Here is a 21,909-nt window from a genome sequence, read left to right on the forward strand (position 1 = left end):
CGGAAAAGTCGGTCCCCTCCGGTCACTCGATGTTCTGAATCTGCTCCCGGATTTTTTCCAGTTCGCTCTTTGCGTCCACAACCGTGTGGGAAAGGGGCGCAAGATGGCTTTTGGCCCCCATTGTGGAGAACTCCCGCGCAAGTTCCTGGCACAGGAAATTCAAGGTCCGGCCGCAGGGCTCGCTTTTTTCGGAAAGGGCGGTGAACTGGGCGATGTGGCTCCTTGCCCGCACGATTTCCTCGGTGATGTCGCCCTTGTCCGCCCAGAAAGCGGCCTCCTGGGCGATTCTTTCGTTATCTGCGGGAAGGCCGGAATCGGACAGAAGCGAGTTCATGCGCTGGGCGAATCGCTCCATGTTCTGGATGGGCTGGTCCTTTGCCAGATACTCAATGTCGTCCAGAAGCGAGGAAATGAAATCGAGCCTCGCCTCCACGTCGTTCCAGAGCGCCTCGCCCTCGGTGGTCCTCATGGCGCAGAAGGTGTTCACGGCTTCAATAAGGGCCTCAGAAACCGCAGGCCAGTCGGCTTCGGGGTCGGGCGCGTGAAAGGACCTCGCAAGCACTCCCTCGGCCCGGAGAACCTGGGCCAGGGTGACGGGTTCCTCGATGCCCAGGGCCTCCCTCACCGCCGTGGCCTCGCAAAACCAGGAACGGGCCAGGGCCGTATCAGCCGAGTAGGGCCGGGACAGGCCGTCGTTTGAGGCGATATCAACGGAGACATCCACCTTGCCGCGACCGGCGCAGGCCTTGACGGCGGTCTTCACCCGGTCCTCAAGGGCCGAGTGGGTGCGCGGAAGCCTTACCGAAAGCTCCAGGTTCTTGTGATTGACGGACCTTATTTCCACCGTCACGGTCTTGTTTTCCATGGACGCCTGCGCGTGGGCGAACGCCGTCATTGATCTTATCATGGATTCATTCGTTCATTTCGTTGATGTTCTAAACGGAAACGCCCAAGCAAGGTTCCGGGGCGTCTTTTCTTCTGGCCGCCAGAAGGCCGCTGCGCAATCGAAGAAGAAAGCCCCGGATGCCCTCCTCGGCGTAATCGGGATAGGTCCAGAAAAGGGGTTCGTACCCGCCCTGCCTATACACCAGGGTGAGGTCCGCGTAAATCCCTTTTAAAAGGTATATCCGATGGATATAGTTTTTTCCGGTTGCCAGTACGAATCTTTCCGGCGTGAGATAACCGGGGTCGAGATTTATCCGCCGCCCCCCCGAAGGTGCGAGCCAGGAGGATTCCAGCCGGTTGGTGGAAAGCTTGATATCGGCCAGGTCTCCCTGGTCCACAAGTTTTTTGAAGCTGACGAGCCTGCGAAAAAGCGGGCCTCCCATCTCGTCGTTGTAATAGGACGTGTGATGGAAGGAAAACCAGGGGCTTGCGGCGTCCAGGGGACCGAAAAGGCCCGTGACGGCGGAAACCGCTTCGGGGAAAAGCTCCTTCTCCGCAGTGAATGCCCCCACAACAAGCCGGGCCGGGTCTGATGGCCTGGGGATGCTCATGACAAAATGAGTCTGGCGCTTTTTGGCAGAAGATCGGGGATTCCGTCGCTCACCGGAAAGGCCAGCCCGCAGGCCCTGCACACAAGGAGGACCGGGGATTTTTCATCCTCCTCGAAAAGAGGCCCTCTGCAGAAAGGGCAGCCGAAAACAGCCATTAGGTCGGAAGGAATCGACTTTTGGGTATCGGGTTTCATTCGGGCGGATTCCTGATTTTTTTCCTGGCCTCGTCGGGTATGGGAAGCACCCGCCAGCGGCGATGCACCCAGAGCCACTGTTCCGGGGTCTCGCGTATCCATTTTTCCAGGATATCGTTCAGGCGCTGGGTGTTGATCTCAAGATCATCCGGCTCGCTTCCCGTGCGGACCATTTCCACGGCCTTCTCGCAGGTAAGCCTGTACATGCCGTTTTGCTGGCGTATGCAGAAAAGCGGAACCACGAGGCTTCCGGTCATCATGGCGAGCTTTACCGGGCCCTTGTTGGTGCAGGCCTTGCGGTTGAAAAAGTTTACGTAAACCCCCTCGAACCAGGCCGCGTTCTGATCCAGCAAAAGGGCCACCACCCCGCCCTGCCCCAGGATTCTCAGGATATGTGCTCCGCTCTTCTCCTTGGGAACCGCCACGCTTCCTGTGCCCGACCGGCACTCGTAAACCAGCCGGTGCACCGCCGGATTGTCCAGGACACGGGTTATCATGAGGGTTGGTTGTTTCGATACTATGCTGAAAAGCCTGCCGAGCATTTCCCAGTTACCTAGGTGGGCCGACACCAGCACCACGCCGCGCCCCTTGGCTATGGCATCCAGAAGATTGGACTGGCCAACCAGCCGGACCATCGTGCCCAGGTTTTTTTCCGTGAGATTGAAAAGATACGGGAGCTCGAAGGCCACCACCGAAAGGTTTCTGAAAACCGACCGAGCCATGTTTTTCACCCAGGCGGCGTCCTTTTCCGGGTAGGCTGCGGCGAGGTTTTCAAGGGCCACCGTACGATGACGCCTGTCGATGCGCCACCAGAGGCCGGAAAGCCCTTCCGCGAACCGGTTGGTCCAGGGCCGTGGAATGGCTGCGATGAGGCGGAAAACCGCTTTCAGGACAATATAAAGCAGGCGCTGCGCGGCGGTCGGCAGTGGCGGGGTTGCGTATCGTATGCATGAGGATGCTTCCGGCCAGGGCAAAAAGGTAACTTACAAGCGCGTGATACCAGCTGTAGTAAATATTCTCCCCCGAAATTCCCAGTACGAGAAGGGCCACGGGCCATCCTGCCAAACCCAGCCGAAGGCCTTTCGGGGCCTTCCAGATCATCCCGCAAGCCCTCACGAAAAGCCAGCCGAAGGCCAAAAGGCCCAGGATGCCGGTGGATGACAAAAGCATGAGCACCAGGTTGTGGGCGTGCGTCTCCAAGGGCTTTTGAAAAAGGCGTCCCGACGGGTCCAGCACCCCCTCCACCAGCCCGTGGGTGGAGATTTCCGCGAACGCGTCCCTGAAAGAGGAAACACCCACGCCCAGGATGGGGTTATCCAGAAAAATGCCCCAGGAGACCTTCCAGATGTAGAGCCGGTCGTAGACCGAGGCGATGTCCCAGAGCCTGAGCAGAAAAACGGTTGCGACAGCCCCGCCAAGAAATACCCCTGCCAGAAGAGGCCCCAGGGCCGATCCGCTGCCCCTTGCCCTGCCTCGCCACAGGCCGAAAACAAGGCCGCAGAATGCCGCCGCAATGGGGGTGCGGCTGTGTATCTGAAAAAGCTGGAGCATGGCGATTATAGCGATTACCGCGTAAATCCGGCGGCTTTTTACGGAAAGGCCCGCATCGCAGGCCGCCAGGACGCCGAAAAAGGATACCGCGTAGATGGCCACCCCTGAAATCTGCGGGCTTATGCCAAGCTTTTTCGTGTAGGCCTCAAGGGGCCGCATAACCGGGTCAAAGCCCACCAAGTGGGCGAAAACCGTGTTGAAGGCGGCCAGGATCACCGCCCCGGCCATGCCCCGAACCACGAAACGGGCAAGCTCCGGCCTTTTGCGCCCGATATCCAGCAGGGCGAAGCCGAAAAGCACGTCGCGCACAAAGGCCACATCGTGGCCCGCTCCCTTGCTTCCGGGGCCGTTCACGACAAGGCTCAAAACGATTACGCAGTACCACGCCAGCCAGGGAATCACCAGGGGGTGTTTTTTAAGATAAGGGATGGGGTTTTGCCGTTCAACGGCAAGCGACAGGAGCCAGAAAAGGACGGTGAGAGCGGCCAGAGCCTCGAACACAACATTTCCCAGAACAAGCCCCACCGGGAAAAGCCCGGCGCTCCACAGCACCGCGTTCTGGAAGCGCCTTGCCCAGGGCTTTGCGGCCACGGGCGGGGTGGCGGGTTGCGCTGGCAGGGACTTGTTTTTCTTTCGGCGGCTCATTAAGGAAAAGTCCGTTCAGGCTCGTTACGTCCGTTCATAAAAGGCCGTCTGCGACTATCCGGGCGAAAACGCTTTCCGGGCTTATGGGATCGAGGCAGGCGTGATGGAATCTTTTCGGGCAGCGCTTTTTGAAACAGGGCGAGCAGGCTGCGTCAGAGTTTGAAAGCACCCTTTCCCCCTGGCCCTGGGCGTGGGCGCGAAGGCCGGAGGTGGGCCCGAAAAACGCGAAGACCGGAATCCCGGCGGCAGCAGAAAGATACATGGGCCCGGAATCGGCGGTAACCGCTAAACGGGCGGATTTGGCCAGTTCGTAAACGCCTATGGGCGGAAAAAGCGAGGTGGCGTCAACTCCGGCGCTTTTGGCGAGCTCCGCGTGGATCGCCATGTCATCAGGCCCGCCCGTCCACACCACCCGGATACCGGCCTTTTCGATCATCTCCGAAAGCGCCCGGAAACTTTCCAGGGGCCAGCGCTTGGAGGGAAAATTGGCCGCGCTTCCGGCGTGGATCATGGCGAAGCCGCCCTTTTGAAGGCCCCTTGACTCAATGAATTCGGCAACCGCGAGTCTTTCGGCCTCCCCCACGTAAAAACGCGTTAAGGGCTCAGCCTTGCCGATTCCGCCCGCCTTGAGAATCATGTCCATGAAATCAATGAAATTGACCGGAAAATCGTCGGTATAGGAATAGCCCCTGGGCGGATGCCTGAAATAGACCGAGTCAGGATGCGGCCCCACGGTCAGTTTCGCCCCGCTTTTCCTCACCAGGTCGCGGCTGGTGCGGTTGCCCTGGAAATCGTAGATGGCGTCAAAGGCTTGGTTTCTTATCCATTTTGAAACCCCCGACTTGCTTTTGGGGCCGAAAAAACGCTTTCTGTCGATGACCACAGTTGAAAGGCCCGGATGATGATCGAAAAGACCCGCGTGGGCGGGTTCGGTGAGAAGATGAATTTTTTCGCCCTCGTGATGACGCACCACCGCCTCGATGTGGGGAGTCGTGCGCACCACGTCCCCAAGCGCGCTCATCTTGATTATCAGAATCTTGCCCATTTGCGTCCGGTTTCCCAAAAATCGGGCCTGTTCCGCTGATTGTCTATTTTTCACCAAGAACTTCATAATATAGGTCGAGAATCCTTTCGCACATGGATTCCGACGAAAAACTGGCCGCCACGAACCTCGATGCGGCCTTGCCCATCCTCGCCCTCAGACCCTCATCGGTGAGGATTTTTTCCAGGGCGGCGGCAAGGGACGCCTCGTCTCCCTTGGGTACCAGAAACCCTGTGACGCCGTCCTTCACCGTGTCCAGGCTTCCGCCGTGGGCGGTTGCCACAACAGGGCGGCCCAGGGCCTGGGCCTCTATTGCCACGCGCCCGAAGGATTCCGGCTCAAGGCTCGGTGAAACCGCCACGCTGCAAAGGGCGTAGGCGGCGGGCATGTCGGCGCACCTTCCGGGAAAAATCACCCTTCCAGCAAGTCCCCTCTCCTTCACCATCATTAAAAGATCTTCCGCGTAAACCGGGTTTTCCGCAGGGTCCCCCACGCAAACGGCGGTAAAGGGCAATTGCCTTATTCTCTCAAGGGCCGTGAGAAAAAACCGGTGTCCCTTCCAGGGGGTGATGCGGGCCGGAAGAAGAATCACCGGGCCGGATTTTTCCGAAAGCCCCCAGGCCGAGGCGAGCCCGTCGCGCCTCTCTTTTTCGACAGCGCCCGGAAAAAAGCGCCTCTCGTCGTAGCCCGCCGGGATGAGCCTGAGCTGCGGCGGGCGGATTCCGTAATTATCAGCCGCGTGGCGGAAGATGAACCGGCTTTCGGCTGTGACCCTTTCGCCCCTTGCCATGATCCCGGAAAAATAATGCACCGAATAGGTTCCGTGAAAGGTGGTGACCACCTTGGGGCGCAGCCTTTCCGGCAGGCTCTTCACCACGGCCAGTCCAAGCCAGGCCGGAACCCTGCTTCTTAGGTGCAGGATATCGGCCCCGGAATCGATTATAAGTTTTCGCAGGGGCGCGAAGGCTGTAAGCAGGCGCGGCCCCTTTTCGCCCACCGGAAGGCTTAAGTGCCTCGCTCCGGCAGCTTCCAGGCGCGGAACCAGCCTTCCCCCGCCGGAGACCACTATGGAGCGATGCCCGCGACCCGCAAGCCAGGAGGAAAATTCCAGCGTGGTTTCCTCCACTCCCCCGGTGTCCATCTCAGGCAGAAGCTGTATGGCGCAAAGTTTGCCCCGGCTCATCGAAAAAGCTCCGCCGGAAAGCTTTCCTTGCGATTTACATGGATGAAAAAATACTCGGTCTTTTCCCTTGGGATGTTTCCAGGGTCCACGTAAAAGAGCTTTTTGGACTTATCCGGCAGATAGGCCCGATACCCAAGGCTTTCCAGGAAATCGAACACTGCCCGCAAGGGCACCTTGTTCCTGTCGCAGCAGAGCTTGTCCACCTCGCAGTAGATGGTGGGGTGAAACCGGGTAAGAACCCTGGTCCCGGCCCGAAAGACCTTGAGTTCCGCGCCTTCCACGTCGCACTTTATGAAATCCAGGCGGCCAACTCCGTTTTCCTCGCAAAAGGCGTCCAGGGTGCTGACCCCTACGGTCTCGGTCTTGTGCGGGTCCTCATTTTCACCGTCCAGATGTCCGCAGGCGCTCTTGGGCTTCCAGCCGTCTTTTAGGGGGATGGTAATTTCAGCAGTTCCGGGCGAATCCGACAGGGCCTTGTCCACTATGATCACCTGGGAAAGGCTCCTCACGGATTTCATCTGGGTCAGAATCTTTCGCGGATACTGCTGGGGCTCGAAGCTGTAAACCCGGCCCTTGGGACCCGCGAGGGCGGCGGCGAGGCTGGTGAACCGGCCCACGTTGGCCCCGATGTCGAACACCGTGTCGCCTTTTTGAATGAAATTGGGAACCATTGCGGTTCCCTCCTCCTTTATCTTCAGGAAGACGCTCTGATAGATGTCCGAGATGTAGCCGAAGGTTTTCAGGTAGTTTTCATCGCCTATTAGTCGGCGGACCAGCTTTTTCAAGGAAGCCTCCCGATGATGTTTTTAGGCCAGCTTTTAAAATCAGCGAAGCGATATGTCAAGGAGTGTAAAAAAAGCGGTTTTTTGATGATGGCACCAGCGATTCCCCTGCCCCGCGCCATTTTATTAAGGATGAGCGCTCAGACTCCTCTTTTTTCCGGATCCCAGACGTACTTGTGAAGCTGAAGCCCAAGGCGCACAGGAAGGCGCGCGTCCAGAATCCAGCGGGCGAGAAGGGCGGGATCGCAAACGTCGAAAACCGGCGAAAAATGAACAGCGCGGCAGTTTGAAAGGACCCCTGGATGGTCTTTTAGCACGGATGCGGCGTAATCGAAATCCTGGTTTTGCGCAATCACGAACTTCACCTCGTCGCGGGATGTGAGCGTTTCCAGGTTTTCACGGAGAATGCTTCCGGCCTCCCCCGAAGACGGGCATTTCACGTCCAGTATCACCTTAGCCCGGCGATCCAGGCGGGAAATGTAGAAGCTGCCGTTGGTTTCAACCAGTACCTCGAAGCCTTCATCCAGCAGGGCCTTCACCAAAAGCGGCGTCTCCGCCTGGAGCAGGGGCTCCCCTCCGGTCACCTCCACAAGGCCGATTCCCAAGGCTTTCACCTTTGGAAGAATCTCATCGAGAGGCGTTTCCAGGCCGCCCTGCCGCGCATAGGCCGTGTCGCACCATTTGCAGGAAAGGTTGCATCCCGTAAGCCTTACAAACGAGCACGGGCGCCCCGCGTGGGAGCTTTCGCCCTGGATGCTCGCAAAAATCTCGGTTATCCGCAATGACAACAGCCGTCCTCCGTCGCCGCTCATTCCACCCAATATGAAGCGCTCGCCTCCGGCCCTTCGGCCACCTTCACCCTGGACACCCTCGTTCCAGGAGAATTCAGGCGCTCGGAGAGAAAACGGTAAAGGTGGCGGGCAAGGTTTTCCGCAGTGGGATTTTGGTCCGTAAACGCAGGAAGATCGTTCAAATTCAAGTGATCCAGGCCCGCCACGGCTTCGGCCACGGCCTCGCTCACCGCCTTGAAATCCACCCCCATGCCAAGCCCGTCCAGTTTCCCGCATCGAACGCAGACTTGGGCGGTAAAGCTGTGCCCGTGAAGGCGCGCGCAGTCGCCAGGATAGCCCTTAAGGCTGTGGGCGGCAGAAAACGAAGCCTTTACGCAGATTTCAAAAACTTCGGCCATGAACGTCCTTTCCGGTCAATTTAAGGCGGATGATAGCCCAGTGACGCCTGCTAAGCAATCCCCACGGCAAAAATTCCAACGGACGCCGAAATTGCAGGGCGTAAAATTTTTCCTTGACAAAGGGACAGTGGTTAAAATATATGTGCGTACATCTGTTTTGACAGTAATGCTTACATTAAAAAAAACATGATGACTTACAATAAGCAAAACATATAAACGCAAATACGTTTTAAATATACGGCTTTTTATATGAATCCGGGCGTTTGAGACAACCGAAAGCAAAAACCGAGGGGGAAAGAGTCATGAAAAAGATGAGAAAAGCGTCGAAAGCCGACCCGATGGAAATCTTCAGGGACAAGGACGGCCAATTTGAATCCGGCAAAGGCATGGGAATGCACATGTCCGCCATGAAGCCCTACGTCGACTACGTTCTCGGCAACCTGGTGAAGGACGCCCGACTGGTCAACCCCGAACTGGCTCTGCCCTTTGACGGCAGGCCGGTGGTGATAATCGCCTCCCACGGCCCCGGCATCGCATGGGTGCCCCTCGTGGCCCTTGTGGGCAAGGCCTACAGGGACCACGGCTGCGAGGACATGATAGGTGGCATGTTTCCGCACCCGGCGGTTTTCTGGGTTCCGGGACTTCGGAAAAAGTACGAAAAGGTTCTTGGTACGCCCACCAGCATTACCAGCGTGGAAGGCATGGTGGACCTTCTCGAAAGAAAGGTCTTCGCGGTCACCGGCACGGCCCCCGAAGGCGCCAACTGCCTTGTTTCCTTCGACGAGTACGTCACCCCCTTCCGTAGCGGCGGCATGGTGGCGGCGGCCATCCTCTCCGGGGCGGCCATCTGCCTTGCGGCCCACAAGGGCGCGGAGGAGTGGAACCTAAGGCTCAACCTGCCCTTTGGCTGGAAAATACCTTACACCGGCGGCCTCAGGGGAGTCAACGTGGCCCTTCCCCCTTACAAGAAGCTCGACTCGTATGTCGCCATGTGCCGCCGTTACGAGCCCATCGCCAGCCGCGAGGAAATGGCCAACGCCGACAAAAGGCGCAGGAGGCTTCTCCTTCACGTTGAAATGGAGCGCATAAGGGCCGAGTTGAACCTCATGACCGACAACGTGGCGGACATGATGAAGGAAAACGCCCGCGCGAAAGTTTACAGACCTGCGCACCCGGTGTCCGGTCCCGTGATCGATACCATGGACGACCCCACGGCCTGGACCGCCCTTGACAACCAGGGCGAGTTCGACAGGGGCCGCCTTGCGGACGAGTCCTACATGAGGGTGCCCTGGCTTCCGGGCGAAAACCGGGCTATCCGGCACTGATCATTAAATTCCACCCAAACCATTAGCGAATAACGGGGGTCTTCCATGCAGTACAGCGTTTTGCACGACCGGTTTCCAGAAAACGTCGTTCCCCTTTTTCCTGAAAGGGATATCCCGGATCAAACCCCGGCAGCCCCCGAAGAAAACGCCATCCGCCATTACATCGGAAAAAGGGCGAAAAGCCGGTGGAACACCAAAGGTCCCGACCCCGCCTTCATGCGCCTTCAGGACGGCATGTGGGACTTTCTGCTGGACCGCTATTTCCGGGTGGAGACAACGGGATGGGAGAACCTGCCGAAGTCGCCTTCGCTCCTGGTGGGAATCCATTCCGGGACATGGCTCACCATGGACGCCTGGACCCTGTGCGCGGCCTTCTGGAAAAGATTCGGACAGGAGCGCATTCTTCACGGCACCGCCCACGACGCCCTCATGGCCCTGCCCGGCCTGGGCTCGTACTTCCGCAAGGTGGGCGTGGTTCCCGCCGCGCGAGAGAGCGTTTCGGCCTGCCTGGAAGCGGGCCACGACGTGGTGGTCTGGCCGGGCGGCGAAGTCGACGCCATGCGCTCTTGGAAAAAACGCGACAAGGTGGTTTTCGGGGGCCGCAAGGGTTTCATTCGCCAAGCCATGAGGAGCGGGGTTCCCATAGTGCCCGTGGCCACCATCGGCGGGGCGGACACCGTGTTCGTGCTCTCCGAAGGCAGGTTCCTTGCAAAAATACTCAGGGGGAAAAAGCTCATGCGCAGCGAGGTCTGCCCCCTGGTGCTGGGCGCGCCCTTCGGCCTTTTTCTGGAGGTACTGCCCATGCACATTCCCCTTCCCTCGAAAATCCGTACGAAAATCCTAGAGCCCGTATTGGTGGAACAGGGCCGGGAAGACGACGAAGAATATGTGGATCAGATATATCGGACAGTGGAAAGCCGCATCCAGGAGGCCGTCATCGATCTTGCCCGGCAAAGACGTTTTCCGGTTTTCGGCTGAAATGGCAGGGGCGCGTTATCCTCCCCCAATGACGCGCCCTCTGTCAGCTTGACAAGTCCGGTCCGGGGCCGATACTGTAAAGGATGAAGGCGTTAGGCAGTTGTCCGTTACAGTGGAGGCCCCATGATCCAGCAGGAAGAAGGCACGACGTCGCTTAAGGGGCATTTTCTCATCTCCATGCCCAATCTTTCCGACCCCAATTTTTCCTCCACGGTCACCTGCATCTGCGTGCACAATCACGAAGGCGCTTTCGGAATCGTCATAAACCGCACGCTTCCGGGCGGAACCTTAAGGGACGTGTTCAAGGAACTGGGCCTTCCCGCTGTGCCCGAAACTGCTGACCATCCCGTCCACATAGGCGGGCCGGTGCATCCCGGCCACGTTTTCGTGCTTCACGGCCTGCCCTTTACCTGGGACGCCACCATCCCGGTGACCGACACCATTGCCATGACCAATTCCCCCGACATACTGGAAGCCATTGCAGGCGGATTCGGCCCAAGGCGCTTCCTGGTGGTGCTGGGCTGCGCGGGCTGGGGCCCCGGACAGTTGGAATGCGAAATAGTCGAAAACTCCTGGCTCACCTGCCCCGCTTCCGACGACATCCTTTTTTCCGCGCCCCTTTCCGACAGATGGGACAGGGCGGCCCGCTCCCTGGGCATCGATCCGCGCCTGCTGTCAGAAAATTCAGGCCATGCATGATTTATGGCGAACCAAAACGTGGACTCCAGTGTCAGCCTCGTTGGGCTGAGGAACGAAGTCCAACAAGTGGTCTGATCAAAAAATATGGAAAGAAATCAATTTGTTGGGCTTCGTTCCTCAGCCCAACCTACGAGTCTGCGAGGCTCAATCCAGCCTGCGCGAAGTTTTCCAATTACCTCTTCAAAAAACAAATCACCGGCTGAACTGGGTGCAATTGTCGTAATCATGGAAAAACGGTTCAAAATCATACTGGAATACGACGGAACCGGATACCACGGCTGGCAGCTGCAGGCGGGTGACGTCACCGTGCAGGAAAAGGTGGAGGACGCACTTGAAATCCTGACCGGCAAGGCAGTCAGGGTCCACGGATCGGGTCGGACGGACGCGGGCGTCCACGCCCTGGCCCAGGTTGCCCATTTTTCCGTCGAAACGAGGCTTGGCCCGGAAGACTTGCAAAAAGCCCTCAACGGACTTTTACCCCAAGACATCATGGTTAAAGGCTGTTTTGAGGCCGACCCCGCCTTTCACGCGCGCAAGAGCGCAAAAAAAAAGACCTACGCCTATTACATACTCAACCGGCCCTTCCGTTCAGCCCTTTTGCGAAACCACTCCTGGCACATAAAGCGCCCCCTCGACCTTGACGCCATGAACCGGGCCGCGTCCAGACTTGCCGGAACCCTCGATTTCAAGTCCTTTGAAAGCACCGGAAGCCCCAGGGCCAGCACCGTGCGCACCGTCTTTTCATCGTCCTTTGAAAATGCGGAAGGCGTGCCGGGCTTTTTCGCGCCGACTGACGGCCTTCTCGCCTTCACCATCAGCGCGGACGGCTTTTTGAGGTGCATGGTGAGAAACATCGTGGGAACCCTGGTGGAAGCGGGCCGGGGCAAGCTCGCACCCGATGATGTCACAGGAATTCTTGCCGCCCGCGACCGCCAAAAGGCCGGACCCGCCGCCCCGCCCCAGGGTCTTTTTCTTGTGGAAGTGGTTTATTGACTCGTGTAAGATGAATGAGCTTGATGTGGCCTCTTATATAAACGGCTCCTTTCCGGCCTTTTCAACCGGCAGAACATATCGAATTAAATCAATGGCCCTGCAAATCATATACAACCTGGCGTCGTTTCTGGCGGCGCTCGTCCTGGCTCCGGTCGGCTACGTCCTTTCCCTTTTCGTGGAAAAGCGGCGGAAGACCTTCGCCCCCCGCCTGGGTTTCCAGAAATTTCCCGATCACGGGCCGACAAGGCCCATATGGGTCCACGCGCTTTCGGTGGGCGAGGCCAAGGCCGCCGCGCCCCTGGCCAGGGCCCTGGCCCGGAGACACCCCGAACGCGGAGTAGTGGTTTCGGCCAGCACTGCCACCGGTTACGAAATTTTGAAGGAAGAGACCCAACCCTGGGTCCGCCACGTGTTTTATTATCCGTACGACCTTCTCTTCTCCGTAAAAAAGGCCTTCAACCGGGTTGATCCGGCGCTTGTGGTAATAGTGGAATCGGACCTGTGGCCCAATTTCCTGTTCGAGGCCAAAAGAAGGTCCGTCCCGGTGGTTCTGGTCAACGCCAGGCTTTCCGAGCGTTCCCTTTCGGGTTACCGGAGGTTCTCGTTTTTCTTCCGTCCCGTATTCGGGCTTTTCTCAGCGGTGTGCGCGGCTTCGGAAATGCAGAAGGAGCGGTTCGAGAGCCTTCTGGGCGACTGGGAAAAGGTCCTTGTGACCGGAAACATAAAATTCGACTCAAGGCCCGAAGAAGCCCCGGCCACGGGTCGCCAAAGCCTCGGAATTCCTGAAGACGCCCCTGTTCTGGTGGCCGGCTCCACCCACGAGGGGGAGGAGGAAATCCTCGCCCGGCTCTTTCCCCTGTGGCGGGAAAGCTCTCCTGGCCTGGTTCTGGTAGCGGCCCCAAGGGACCCTGGCAGGGCATGCAAGGCCGCGGAGCTTTTCAGATCGATCGGGCTGACCACGGCCCTTTTCTCCGAGATCGTTCAAAGCCCCAGCCCCGGCAGCGACGTGATCGTGGTGGACGCAATGGGGGCCCTGGCGTCCCTCTACGGCCTTGCCGACGCGGCCTTTGTGGGAGCAAGCATGATTCCCCTTGGCGGGCACAACCCGCTGGAAGGCGCGGCCCACGGAAAACCGGTGGTATTCGGCCCCCACATGGAGGACTTCGCCGAAATCGCCGAGCTTCTTGTGGATGAACGCGCCGCCATCCAGGTTGTTGATGAAAACGAACTGGAAAGCGCCATCAGGGTCCTGTTGTGCGACCGGGAAAAGGCTGAGGAAATCGGCGAGCGGGCAAAAAGCGTTGTTCTGGCCAACCGGGGGGCGGTGGACAAGATGGTGGAGGCCATATCCCGATTTTTATGAGGCTTCTAAAAGATAATTTCCAGCGGATGATCCGGGACGACAGCCAGGATGACGACAACGTCAAAAAGGCGATTACCGGAGCGGCGCGGATTTACGCGAAGGCCGCGAGCATCAAGGCGGGCCTCTACCTAAGGGGAGTCATCCGCCCCACGCGCCTGTCCCGCCCGGTGATCTCCATAGGAAACCTTACCGTGGGCGGAACGGGCAAGACTCCGGCTGCGATTGCCGTGGCGAAGCTCTTGAAGGACATGGGCCGAAATCCCGCCATCTTAAGCCGGGGTTACGGGGGAACCCTTCAAAAGCGCGGTGGCTTGGTTTCCGACGGGAATCTCGTAAGGCTGTCCCCCGGCGAGGCCGGAGACGAGCCCTGCCTCATGGCCCTTGCCCTCCCATCGGTGCCCGTGGCCGTGGGCCGGAATCGGGCGGCGAACGGGGCCTTTTGCATCAACAAGCTCGGAAGCGACGTTATTCTGCTTGATGACGGATTTCAGCACCTGACCCTTTACCGGGACATCAATATCGTGCTGGCCGACGCGGAAAGGCCCTTCGGCAACGGGCGCACACTGCCGCGCGGACCCTTGCGGGAACCGGCGTGTGAGATCGAGAGGGCCGACGCCCTGGTGCTCTCCCGCGCCCTTCCCTATTCACCGGCCCCTGAAATCTGGCCTTCCGGGCGTCCCTGTTTCCGCGCCTGCCACCGTCCGACGGGTTTTCTTGAACACGAGTTTCTCAATGCCCCCGGGCCGGTGTCCGAAACCCGCCCCATGCTCCCCCTGTCCTTCCTTAAAGGAAAAAGGGTTGCCGCCTTTTCGGGAATAGCCGACAACGCCGGCTTTTTCGATACCGTCGCCGAACTTGGCGGAAAAATCGTTTTAAGGCGGGGCTTTGACGACCATCACCCTTACACTGCGGATGAACTTAAAGGCCTTTTCGCGGATGCCCGGAAACTTGGGGCCGATCTTGTCGTCACCACCGAAAAGGACGCCGTGCGGATAGCGGAAATTCCGGGCGGCTTTCCTCCCCTACTGGCCCTTTGCGTTGAGTTTTCCTTTTACGGGGAAGCCCTTTTTGCTGAATGGCTGAAAAAGAGCCTGGAAACCCTTGAAGACAGATAAACACTTCCTGGAAACACCCTGGTGAGCCCTGACCAAAAAACAGAGCCCCTGAAGGTCGCGGCCTTCTGGGACACACGGCCCGGACACAGAAAGCAGACGTCGGGGGTCCTGACAGCCCTTTCAGCACGAACGCCCATAGTCGTCCACGATTTTTCGCTTCCCTACTATAGCCTGGGCGCTTCTGTGGCCGACTGGGCGAAACTTGTCGGCCATCTCGCGGGCCTTCCGGTTTCCGTTCCCCACTTTGAGGCCAACCGGCCCGTGCCGCCCCGGTTCGACCTCATTCTCGGCACGGGAAGCCACACCCACGTTCCCATGACCCTTTTTAAAAGGAGGCTCGGCGGACGCCTTGTAACCTGCATGACGCCCGACCCACTGCTTTCCGGCTTCTTCGACCTGTGCCTGGTTCCAGAACACGACAGGCCAAAGCCCCGGGAAAACGTGTTTCTCACCCTGGGCCCGCCCAACCCTTCGCCCAAGGACGGCCCCCATCGAACGGACACGGGCCTGATACTTGTGGGCGGGGTGGATGAGAAATCCCACGAGTGGGACCCGGCGGCCACCGTTTCGCAAATTTCCGCCATTGCCCGAAACCATCCAAAGGTTTTCTGGACGGTCTCCTCATCCCCCAGAACCCCGGCTGACATGCTCCCCGCCCTTGAAAGGCTTACCGGCCTTCACTCCAATTTGAGCTTTTTCCGTTCGGCGGACACCCCCCCCGGCTGGGTGGAGGAACGCTATGCCGAAAGCGCCTTCGTGTGGGTTACAGCCGACTCTGTTTCAATGATTTACGAGGCGCTCACGGCGGGATGCGTGGTTGGGGTGATGCCGGTGAAATGGAAAAAGCCCGACGGAAAGATACCGTACGGGCTTCAAAGGCTTCGGGACAAGGGAATGATAATCGATTTTGACGCCTGGCTGAAAAACCCCGACGACCGGCCCACCCCCTTCTGCCTGGACGAGGCCGGACGCTCGGCTGACGAAATCCTCCGCCGCTTCTTCCCGGACAGATTGAAATAACGCAGTTATCGATGGGCGGTTGCTCCGCTGCTAACCCTTCATCCGCATCCGGGGCTCGCAGAAGCGATGAAATGCAAGGAAGGGGAGTTGAAAAGGAGGGAGCGTAAGCTTTTGTACGTGACCGACTTTTCAACTATGCCTGACACAGCAGTTCGCGCTTCTGCGAGCCCCGGCTAAACGTCTTTGCCGTATATCAGCGCCTGCTTGCTGACCGCTATCCCCAACTCCTCCTGAACCAACTCTCCGCCCCTGGGCGTACAGGGAACGTAAACCAGCATGCCCTTTTTGGGGGTGATGGAAATCTCCGGGAGCTTCAAGAAAATGGTCCGCTTGGGGGTGCCGAAGGTCGCAAGCACCGATTTCAGGCTTTGCATGGCCTCAACCAGCGGGAAGTTGACCGGAAGCAGGCTGCCCGAATCGGGCACGCGGGCCTCCATGGCCCCCAGAAACGGCGTTATTGTAACCTGCTTGGCCACCCGCAGAAAAAGATGGGGATGAATTTTAAACGCGGGAATCCAGAAGTAGAAATCGTCGGTTTCCCACTCCTTCTTTATGGCCTTGGGGAGATTCGCCACCCTGATCAGGTCGGCGTAGGTATCGAGCTTGACGCCCTTGATGGAGGAGCCAATGCACCAGAAGGGCAGATAAACGAGGTCATTTCCCTTTCCTGGGATGGTCCGCACCAGAATCGGCCTGAATTCGTCCCCCCTGGGATACCAGCCCATGTTGCAGACTTTGCAGAGAAAGACTTCCGCAGTCTTGTCGCCCTTCAAGTCGAATCCGCACTGGGGGCACATGGAGGACAGAAAACGCGGCATCCAGTGCAGTTCGTCCGTTGCAGCCCCGGCCAGGGCATCGATGGCCGCCTGTTCCGGCGCGGGCCCCACGGGCTTTTTGTTGATGAGGTCCACCACGTTTCCGCCGTCAAGGGCGTAGGGTGCGAAAATCACTCCGGCGGATTCGCCCACCCAGGCGTTTTCGTAGGTTTCAGGGCCTGATGCCGTTTCCTTCAGGCCGCTTGCAGCCTTGTCCATTTTCCCCAATACCTGGAACAGGTCCAGCTCCGGAGGCACGAACCGTCCGGCGACGCCCCTTTCGGCAAACCGGAGCTGCGGGGACTTGGTATTGTTGGGCAGGTCTTTTAAAGCAAAGGCGCCTTTTAAGCCGACGTGCGCCGAATCGAGGCTTACGGGATCGATTTTGAAGGATGACACGGCCTTGTAGACCGTTCCCTTCAGCCGCCAGTAGGGAAGATATAGGAAATCGCCTGAGCCTTCAGGGGCTTCCATGTAATAGCGGAAAGGCCCCCTTGACGTTATGTGGACGCGCACCCTGCAGGCCGGACAAATCAGCATCCGATCCGTCTCATCCAGGATCACGGGGGCCTGGCACTGGGGGCACGGGTGTTCTATCTTGAAATTCAACACGTTCTCCTTGAGAATCGGCGCGGGGCCGACCTGTTTAAGCTCATGATCCCGGCTTGAGCTTAAATGGGCTTGGGGACCATTTGAAAATATAATCAGAAAAACAGGCCAGGGCAAGCGGAACGTCCGCAGCCCTTACGTCACCGTGAGGTGACCTGCCTGCCCAGCTTGGCTATATCACAGGCCAAAGACGTGGTTATGGAGATGCTCATGGCCACGTGATCGATGATCTGCTTTATCATGGGAGACACCAGCTCGTATTCATGGGTGAGAGACAAAACGTCCATTCCCGCCACCTGGCAGTCGGGCGAGGCGTAAACCGTGGCATGGCGCACCTCGTGGCCGATTTTCGCAAGGGGGAACTCTCCGAGGAAATCGCCCTTCCCAAGACGCACAAGAGGCCTTACGCCCTTTTCCGTCTTTCTGGCCACCACGGCGCTTCCGCTGTTTATCCTGAAAAGCCCTTCCTCGTTTGCGCCTTCGGCGAACATCACCTTCATGTCCTTAAGAAAGGAGGAGCTGTCGTCCTTGCCGAGAAAGGCGTCAACCACTCTGTCGGTGGTTTCCCGAAGCCTTGTGTCCAGACTGATGCAAAGGTGCCGGAGCTCGTATGACAGGACCGCGAACTCGGAGTGAATTCTCGGAAGGTCGAGCACTCCCAGCACGGTGTTGCCAACCGCCATGAGGGAGGCCGTGCGGACGCTGGACTGGCTAAGAAGCGAGGAAATGTTGCCCACCAGGGCTCCCGGCCCCAGCCTCACTATGCGCAGGGGGCCTTTGGCGGTTTCCCTCACGACGTCGGCGTAGCCCTCCAGGATAACGGAAATCCAGTTTCCGAATCCGCCTTCCTTCACTATCATCTGGTTGTCGGGAATCTCCTCCTCGTTCACCACGTAGCCGTAATTGGAAACCGGGCGCTTTACAACCGGGATATCGCCGTATTCGTCACAGGGGGCGGATGCGTCGGTCTTGCACTCCAGCTTCGGGCCAAGCGTTTCCACCTGGCCGTCATCCAGCATACGAAGGCCGTCTAAGACTATCTCCATCACTCCGGTCTGGATGAGGGTCTCGGTGGCCGGCTCCTGGGCGGTGAAATCAAATTCGCCCTCAAGCCAGCCGAAAAGGGCGTAGGCCGCTTCCAGCCCCTTTTTTCCGGCGGCTTCCGCGTTTATGGGGTTTCCCCCAAGGAAATAAAAAACTCCCGGATCAGTTGCATACTTGTTTCTAAGGCGCAAAAGCCCCGTTGAGGCGTTGGAGTTCAAAAGCTGAAGAATCTCGCCGAGGCTGATGAAGTCCAGGCTGCCTGAAAGAACCATTCGATGTTCCATGTCGATTCCCGAAATGAGGTCCGGTTCGCCGGTTCCTTATAACAAATAGGGCCGGTCGTTAACGTGAAATGTTGCGTCGTGCCTGCGGGCGGCGCGGAAAAAGCCGACATGGGCGAGCCAGACGTAAAGAGCAGGCGGCAGCACGGGCCGGGCCATGAGCAAGGCGGCGCGGTAGGGCACGGCGTCACCGGCTGCGAGAGATTTTGCCGCAAGATTCAAGGCCCGTATGGCGTTTCTGGCAAGTATCCTGTTGACTGTTAGCGGCTTTCCCGAAAGAAGCTCTCCCGCTCCCGTTGCAAGTCCGCCCGCCCACACCAGGTTGCACTGGCGGGCGAAAATGCGGCACACGGCAAGGGCGGTGTCGCACTCGGAGGCATCCGGAAGGCCGCTTGCCACCAGGGCGCAAAACCTCTTGGGCATTATGGCCCTCACTGCGGCCCTGCGCCTTGCGATGCTTTCCAGGGCCTTCACCGCCGGGCCGGGTATGGAGTCGGCGTAAACAGGAGCTGTCAGGACTATGAGATCGCTCCGGTCAACCGCCTTCAACAGGGCGTCCATGCCCTTGTCGCTTTCCATGCACCGGTTGACCAGAAGGGCCTCCGATTCCATGCCGTGGCGGGCGAGCCGGGCTGCGAGATAACCGGCAAGGCTTGCGGACGTGCTTTTCAGGCCGCGAGGGGAGCCGATGAGGAAAACCGCCGATTTTTGGGCCTTCATCTCATGACCTCCACACGGGCCAGGGCGTTTCTTATGTTTTCGGCCAAAAGCCCCTGTCCGTGGCGCCCGGAAAGCACCACCGAAGCATGGGCCGGGGCTTGCATCTTAGCGGCGTTCACGCCCACGATGGAGGAAAAGACCCTGACGGATTCCATGTCCATTGCAGCGAGCATTCCTATGCCCACCATGCGGGGAGGTCTTGGGTAGCGTCCCTTGTGAATGAAGCCGTCTCCCTTTTTCATGAAAAACGGCGACACCAGAGGAGGCATCCTGTCCACGAAGTTCTTGAGGATGGCGCTGTAACCGCCGAAGGTCACGGGGGTAAGAAAAACCAGAAGATCGCTTTTTACGATGGCCCTTAAAATGTTTTCGGCGTCGTCTTTAATGACGCACCGTCCCGGAGTGGCGCACCAGCAGGACCGGCAGCCGGTGCATGGGGCGATGTCGCATTCATCCAGCAAAAACTGCGTCATCTCCCACGACAGCCCGGAAAGCTCGCCTTCCACTATGCAGCGAATCCTGCGGAAGGCCGGGTCTCCCGACAGCGCCCCATCCAGAACAACGGCTCTCACTTTATCTGCCTTTCCGATTCCCCGGATTCCATGACAGCGTGGAAACCGGGGAATATGATTTTACGGCAAGGGTCCGGCCCAACCTGTGCCCGATCCGGAATTTTCAGGGTTCAAACCCGCAGACCCCGGCCACACCGGCCTCAGAGGGCCTTCGCCTCGCCTGCCCGCCAAAGTCCCATATGCTGATGCCGATGTGAAATATAACACATTATTTAGGCGCTTTGACAGCCCCTGCAGGGCTTTTAGGGGACTCATCTCCAATTGCTTCTCAGAATGACCAGTGTTAGCAGATTATGACCCACGGGGCAACAAGGATAGCCGCATCACGTTAAAATTGCGCCCGGCCCACGGGATGTGATAGCTTGCCGCAGGGCCGATTGCAAGTCGGCGCGGCCAATGACCATCACATCATGGCGAGGTCCGGAACTTAATTTATGTTCTTCCAACTTTTTTTGGCGATAGTCTGGATAATCCTCTACACTGCGGCCCCCGCCGACATCCCCAGGCACGGGGCAGGCTCCACCATCCTGGTGCTGACGGCCGGATTCGTCACCTGCGCCGTGGGGGGACGCCTGCATTTCCGCCACCTGGTGCTCCGCTCCTCGGACCTGTCGGTGATTTCACGAGGGGCCTTCATGGAAAGGGCGCTTTCCACCCACGGAATAATGGTTCTGGCCCTGTTCTCGTTTTATTTTTTCGCCACCGACGCAAGATATTATCTCGATCTTCTCACCAAACCGGTTCCCACTTTCGGGGCACTGGTCTTTTTTTTCTTCTTCATGGCCCACCTGAATTCGGCCATGGTTTCAGCCACCTGCCAGGAATCGGGCACCACCGAGGCCAGGGGGCCTTTCTCCATCAGGAATCCGGGCCTTTTCCCAATGACTTGGATGGCCTTCGCCCCGTGGTTCATGCTTTCGGGCGTGTCGGACCTTTTGGGCCTGATTTCCTGGAGGCCCTTTCAACTGGCCTGGCAAAGCCCGTGGGGACAGGCGGTTTTTCTGATGTTGTCCTTTTTCGGAGTGGCGCTTTTCGGGCCCTTTCTGGTCATAAAATTATGGGGCAGCCGCCCTCTTCCGGAAAGCCCCTTGAAGGACTTTCTGGACGGGCTTTGCGAGCGCATGGGCCTCGAATACGCCGGAATAGTGACCTGGCCCATTTTGAACCACATGCCCACCGCCGCAGTGATGGGCATATGGGGCCGGTTCCGTTACATACTGGTCACAGAGGCCCTTTTGGCCATAGCCACTCCGGGGGAGTTGGCCGCCGTGATGGCCCACGAGATAGGGCACGTCAAGCGCAGGCACGTGTGGTACTATTTCGGGGCTGTGGCCGGGTTCTCGCTTCTGGCCTTTGGCGCGGAAACCCTTTCAAGCTGGGCCGCCCTCATCTTTTTCGGGCGCTTTCCGGCGCTTTACACAAAATATTTTTCCGACACCTCCATGGGAGCCTTCCAGGCCTTCACCCAGGCGGCTTTTTTCATCCTCTTCTTCCGGTACGTGTTCGGATATTTCATGCGGAATTTCGAGAGGGAGGCGGACCTGTACATTTTCCAGAGCCCCGCCGATCCGACCGACCTAGTCACCTGCCTTGAAAAGATAGCGCGATTTTCCGGCAAGCCCATAGACGCAAAAAGCTGGCATCATTTCGGGATAAAGGAACGCATGGATTACGTGATGCTCGCCATGGACGATTCCAGGTGGATATCGCGCCACGCCGACAAGGTGAAAAAAAGCATAGTGGCGGCGGGGGTGTTCCTGGCCGTGGCAGGCCCCTTAAGTCTTGCCCTGGCCACCGGGCAGATGGGCAAAGGCGTACACGAAAAGCTCGTCACGGGCGTTTTCGAGTCATTGAAAAGCCTGCCCGAACCGCTCACGGGAAGCGCCTCGCTGGATTACGCGGATTTTCTTTTTTCGAGGGGTGACTACTCCGGGGCGCGATCGGAGTACGAGCGCGTTCTGGCCCTGGATCAAGGCAACGCAAGGGCCGCCAACAACCTTGCCTGGATGCTGGCCACATGCCCCGATCCCGTCGCGTGCGACAGGGGCCTTGCCCTCACGCTGGCCAAAAGGGCGGCTCTGGCCGAACCTTTGCCTCACATCTTGGACACCCTGGCCGAGGCTCTTTTTCAGAACGGTTTTTTTGATGAGGCCATAAAGGCCGAGCAGGAGGCCCTCAACGGGTCCGACCCCGACAACGAGTACTTCCAGGCCCAGCTGGAAAGATTTAAGGCAGCCGCTCAAAAGGCCGGGGGCTTTAGGGACACACAGGGAAAAGGCGCTTGAAAAACTCT

At 58.5% G+C, this 21,909-nt stretch carries 22 protein-coding genes; 8 read left to right on the forward strand and 14 right to left on the reverse strand.

All coding sequences use genetic code 11. The features are described from left to right. Window positions 1-22 precede the first annotated feature (22 nt). From HZB23_08030 to HZB23_08075, 10 genes are all read right to left on the reverse strand, one after another. On the reverse strand, window positions 23-907 hold the full coding sequence (locus HZB23_08030; GenBank protein ID MBI5844600.1) for a YicC family protein: 885 nt from the start codon (window positions 905-907) through the stop codon (window positions 23-25). Between the two features lie 28 nt (window positions 908-935). Next, on the reverse strand, window positions 936-1,496 hold the full coding sequence (locus tag HZB23_08035) for a DUF4416 family protein (GenBank protein ID MBI5844601.1): 561 nt from the start codon (window positions 1,494-1,496) through the stop codon (window positions 936-938). After that, the gene (locus HZB23_08040; protein ID MBI5844602.1) at window positions 1,493-1,666 is read right to left on the reverse strand and encodes a Trm112 family protein; all 174 of its coding nucleotides are present in this window, start codon (window positions 1,664-1,666) and stop codon (window positions 1,493-1,495) included. Before HZB23_08040 ends, HZB23_08035 begins: the two co-directional genes overlap by 4 nt. A 20-nt stretch (window positions 1,667-1,686) precedes the next feature. Next, complete coding sequence (locus HZB23_08045; GenBank protein ID MBI5844603.1) at window positions 1,687-2,472, reverse strand: lysophospholipid acyltransferase family protein; 786 nt, start codon at window positions 2,470-2,472, stop codon at window positions 1,687-1,689. Further along, window positions 2,462-3,886 (reverse strand): O-antigen ligase family protein, encoded by a 1,425-nt coding sequence (locus tag HZB23_08050; GenBank protein MBI5844604.1) that lies wholly within the window; start codon window positions 3,884-3,886, stop codon window positions 2,462-2,464. The genes HZB23_08045 and HZB23_08050 overlap by 11 nt, the downstream gene beginning before the upstream one ends. Before the next feature lie 34 nt (window positions 3,887-3,920). Next, on the reverse strand, window positions 3,921-4,931 hold the full coding sequence (locus HZB23_08055; protein MBI5844605.1) for a glycosyltransferase family 9 protein: 1,011 nt from the start codon (window positions 4,929-4,931) through the stop codon (window positions 3,921-3,923). A 43-nt stretch (window positions 4,932-4,974) separates the two neighbouring features. Beyond that, window positions 4,975-6,111, reverse strand: coding sequence for a glycosyltransferase family 4 protein (locus HZB23_08060; protein MBI5844606.1), 1,137 nt, complete (start codon window positions 6,109-6,111; stop codon window positions 4,975-4,977). Further along, window positions 6,108-6,896, reverse strand: a complete 789-nt coding sequence (locus HZB23_08065; GenBank protein ID MBI5844607.1) for an FkbM family methyltransferase — start codon at window positions 6,894-6,896, stop codon at window positions 6,108-6,110. The genes HZB23_08060 and HZB23_08065 overlap by 4 nt, the downstream gene beginning before the upstream one ends. A gap of 137 nt (window positions 6,897-7,033) precedes the next feature. After that, a complete protein-coding gene (locus tag HZB23_08070; GenBank protein MBI5844608.1) occupies window positions 7,034-7,681 on the reverse strand; it encodes a radical SAM protein in 648 nt (215 codons plus the stop codon). 20 nt (window positions 7,682-7,701) lie between these two features. Continuing rightward, complete coding sequence (locus HZB23_08075; protein MBI5844609.1) at window positions 7,702-8,082, reverse strand: 6-carboxytetrahydropterin synthase; 381 nt, start codon at window positions 8,080-8,082, stop codon at window positions 7,702-7,704. Window positions 8,083-8,384: 302 nt separating this feature from the next. On the opposite strand from HZB23_08075, the gene HZB23_08080 reads away from it, so the two are divergent. The 7 genes from HZB23_08080 to HZB23_08110 all read left to right on the forward strand — a co-directional run bounded on the left by HZB23_08080 (window position 8,385) and on the right by HZB23_08110 (window position 15,575). Then, a complete protein-coding gene (locus tag HZB23_08080) occupies window positions 8,385-9,407 on the forward strand; it encodes a hypothetical protein (protein MBI5844610.1) in 1,023 nt (340 codons plus the stop codon). Between the two features lie 45 nt (window positions 9,408-9,452). After that, window positions 9,453-10,385: an acyltransferase family protein gene (locus HZB23_08085; protein ID MBI5844611.1), complete on the forward strand. Its 933-nt coding sequence runs from the start codon at window positions 9,453-9,455 to the stop codon at window positions 10,383-10,385. 123 nt (window positions 10,386-10,508) lie between these two features. Continuing rightward, entirely contained in the window at window positions 10,509-11,084 is a 576-nt protein-coding gene (locus HZB23_08090) for a YqgE/AlgH family protein (protein ID MBI5844612.1), read from the forward strand. Window positions 11,085-11,309: 225 nt separating this feature from the next. After that, window positions 11,310-12,077, forward strand: a complete 768-nt coding sequence (gene truA / locus HZB23_08095) for a tRNA pseudouridine(38-40) synthase TruA (protein ID MBI5844613.1) — start codon at window positions 11,310-11,312, stop codon at window positions 12,075-12,077. A gap of 91 nt (window positions 12,078-12,168) precedes the next feature. Continuing rightward, window positions 12,169-13,440, forward strand: coding sequence for a 3-deoxy-D-manno-octulosonic acid transferase (locus HZB23_08100; protein ID MBI5844614.1), 1,272 nt, complete (start codon window positions 12,169-12,171; stop codon window positions 13,438-13,440). Between the two features lie 26 nt (window positions 13,441-13,466). Further along, complete coding sequence (gene lpxK / locus HZB23_08105) at window positions 13,467-14,555, forward strand: tetraacyldisaccharide 4'-kinase (GenBank protein ID MBI5844615.1); 1,089 nt, start codon at window positions 13,467-13,469, stop codon at window positions 14,553-14,555. A 21-nt stretch (window positions 14,556-14,576) separates the two neighbouring features. Beyond that, window positions 14,577-15,575 carry a mitochondrial fission ELM1 family protein gene (locus tag HZB23_08110; protein MBI5844616.1) on the forward strand — a complete coding sequence of 333 codons (999 nt, stop codon included), beginning with the start codon at window positions 14,577-14,579 and terminating at the stop codon, window positions 15,573-15,575. Between the two features lie 173 nt (window positions 15,576-15,748). On the opposite strand, the gene HZB23_08115 is transcribed toward HZB23_08110, so the two are convergent. From HZB23_08115 to HZB23_08130, 4 genes are all read right to left on the reverse strand, one after another. Continuing rightward, window positions 15,749-16,999, reverse strand: coding sequence for a hypothetical protein (locus tag HZB23_08115; GenBank protein MBI5844617.1), 1,251 nt, complete (start codon window positions 16,997-16,999; stop codon window positions 15,749-15,751). A 140-nt stretch (window positions 17,000-17,139) separates the two neighbouring features. Beyond that, complete coding sequence (locus HZB23_08120) at window positions 17,140-18,327, reverse strand: cyclic nucleotide-binding domain-containing protein (protein MBI5844618.1); 1,188 nt, start codon at window positions 18,325-18,327, stop codon at window positions 17,140-17,142. A 36-nt stretch (window positions 18,328-18,363) separates the two neighbouring features. Then, entirely contained in the window at window positions 18,364-19,044 is a 681-nt protein-coding gene (locus HZB23_08125; protein MBI5844619.1) for an NAD(P)H-dependent oxidoreductase, read from the reverse strand. Continuing rightward, entirely contained in the window at window positions 19,041-19,616 is a 576-nt protein-coding gene (locus HZB23_08130) for a flavodoxin family protein (GenBank protein ID MBI5844620.1), read from the reverse strand. Before HZB23_08130 ends, HZB23_08125 begins: the two co-directional genes overlap by 4 nt. Window positions 19,617-20,050: 434 nt before the next feature. Here HZB23_08130 and HZB23_08135 point away from each other — a divergent pair, with 434 nt between their 5' ends. Beyond that, window positions 20,051-21,901 carry a M48 family metalloprotease gene (locus tag HZB23_08135; protein ID MBI5844621.1) on the forward strand — a complete coding sequence of 617 codons (1,851 nt, stop codon included), beginning with the start codon at window positions 20,051-20,053 and terminating at the stop codon, window positions 21,899-21,901. The last annotated feature ends 8 nt before the right edge of the window (window positions 21,902-21,909 follow it).

The sequence above is a fragment of the Deltaproteobacteria bacterium genome, assembly GCA_016235345.1.
Taxonomy (GTDB): domain Bacteria; phylum Desulfobacterota; class Desulfobacteria; order Desulfobacterales; family Desulfatibacillaceae; genus JACRLG01.

Coding starts and splice junctions, on each gene's coding strand:
- HZB23_08100 (MBI5844614.1), top strand. CDS start 12,169: ATGGCCCTGCAAATCATATACAACCTGGCGTCGTTTCTGGCGGCGCTC.
- HZB23_08120 (MBI5844618.1), bottom strand. CDS start 18,327: ATGGAACATCGAATGGTTCTTTCAGGCAGCCTGGACTTCATCAGCCTC.
- HZB23_08055 (MBI5844605.1), bottom strand. CDS start 4,931: ATGGGCAAGATTCTGATAATCAAGATGAGCGCGCTTGGGGACGTGGTG.
- HZB23_08030 (MBI5844600.1), bottom strand. CDS start 907: ATGATAAGATCAATGACGGCGTTCGCCCACGCGCAGGCGTCCATGGAA.
- HZB23_08075 (MBI5844609.1), bottom strand. CDS start 8,082: ATGGCCGAAGTTTTTGAAATCTGCGTAAAGGCTTCGTTTTCTGCCGCC.
- HZB23_08090 (MBI5844612.1), top strand. CDS start 10,509: ATGATCCAGCAGGAAGAAGGCACGACGTCGCTTAAGGGGCATTTTCTC.
- HZB23_08035 (MBI5844601.1), bottom strand. CDS start 1,496: ATGAGCATCCCCAGGCCATCAGACCCGGCCCGGCTTGTTGTGGGGGCA.
- truA (MBI5844613.1), top strand. CDS start 11,310: ATGGAAAAACGGTTCAAAATCATACTGGAATACGACGGAACCGGATAC.
- HZB23_08085 (MBI5844611.1), top strand. CDS start 9,453: ATGCAGTACAGCGTTTTGCACGACCGGTTTCCAGAAAACGTCGTTCCC.
- HZB23_08050 (MBI5844604.1), bottom strand. CDS start 3,886: ATGAGCCGCCGAAAGAAAAACAAGTCCCTGCCAGCGCAACCCGCCACC.
- HZB23_08080 (MBI5844610.1), top strand. CDS start 8,385: ATGAAAAAGATGAGAAAAGCGTCGAAAGCCGACCCGATGGAAATCTTC.
- HZB23_08125 (MBI5844619.1), bottom strand. CDS start 19,044: ATGAAGGCCCAAAAATCGGCGGTTTTCCTCATCGGCTCCCCTCGCGGC.
- HZB23_08135 (MBI5844621.1), top strand. CDS start 20,051: ATGTTCTTCCAACTTTTTTTGGCGATAGTCTGGATAATCCTCTACACT.
- HZB23_08060 (MBI5844606.1), bottom strand. CDS start 6,111: ATGAGCCGGGGCAAACTTTGCGCCATACAGCTTCTGCCTGAGATGGAC.
- lpxK (MBI5844615.1), top strand. CDS start 13,467: ATGATCCGGGACGACAGCCAGGATGACGACAACGTCAAAAAGGCGATT.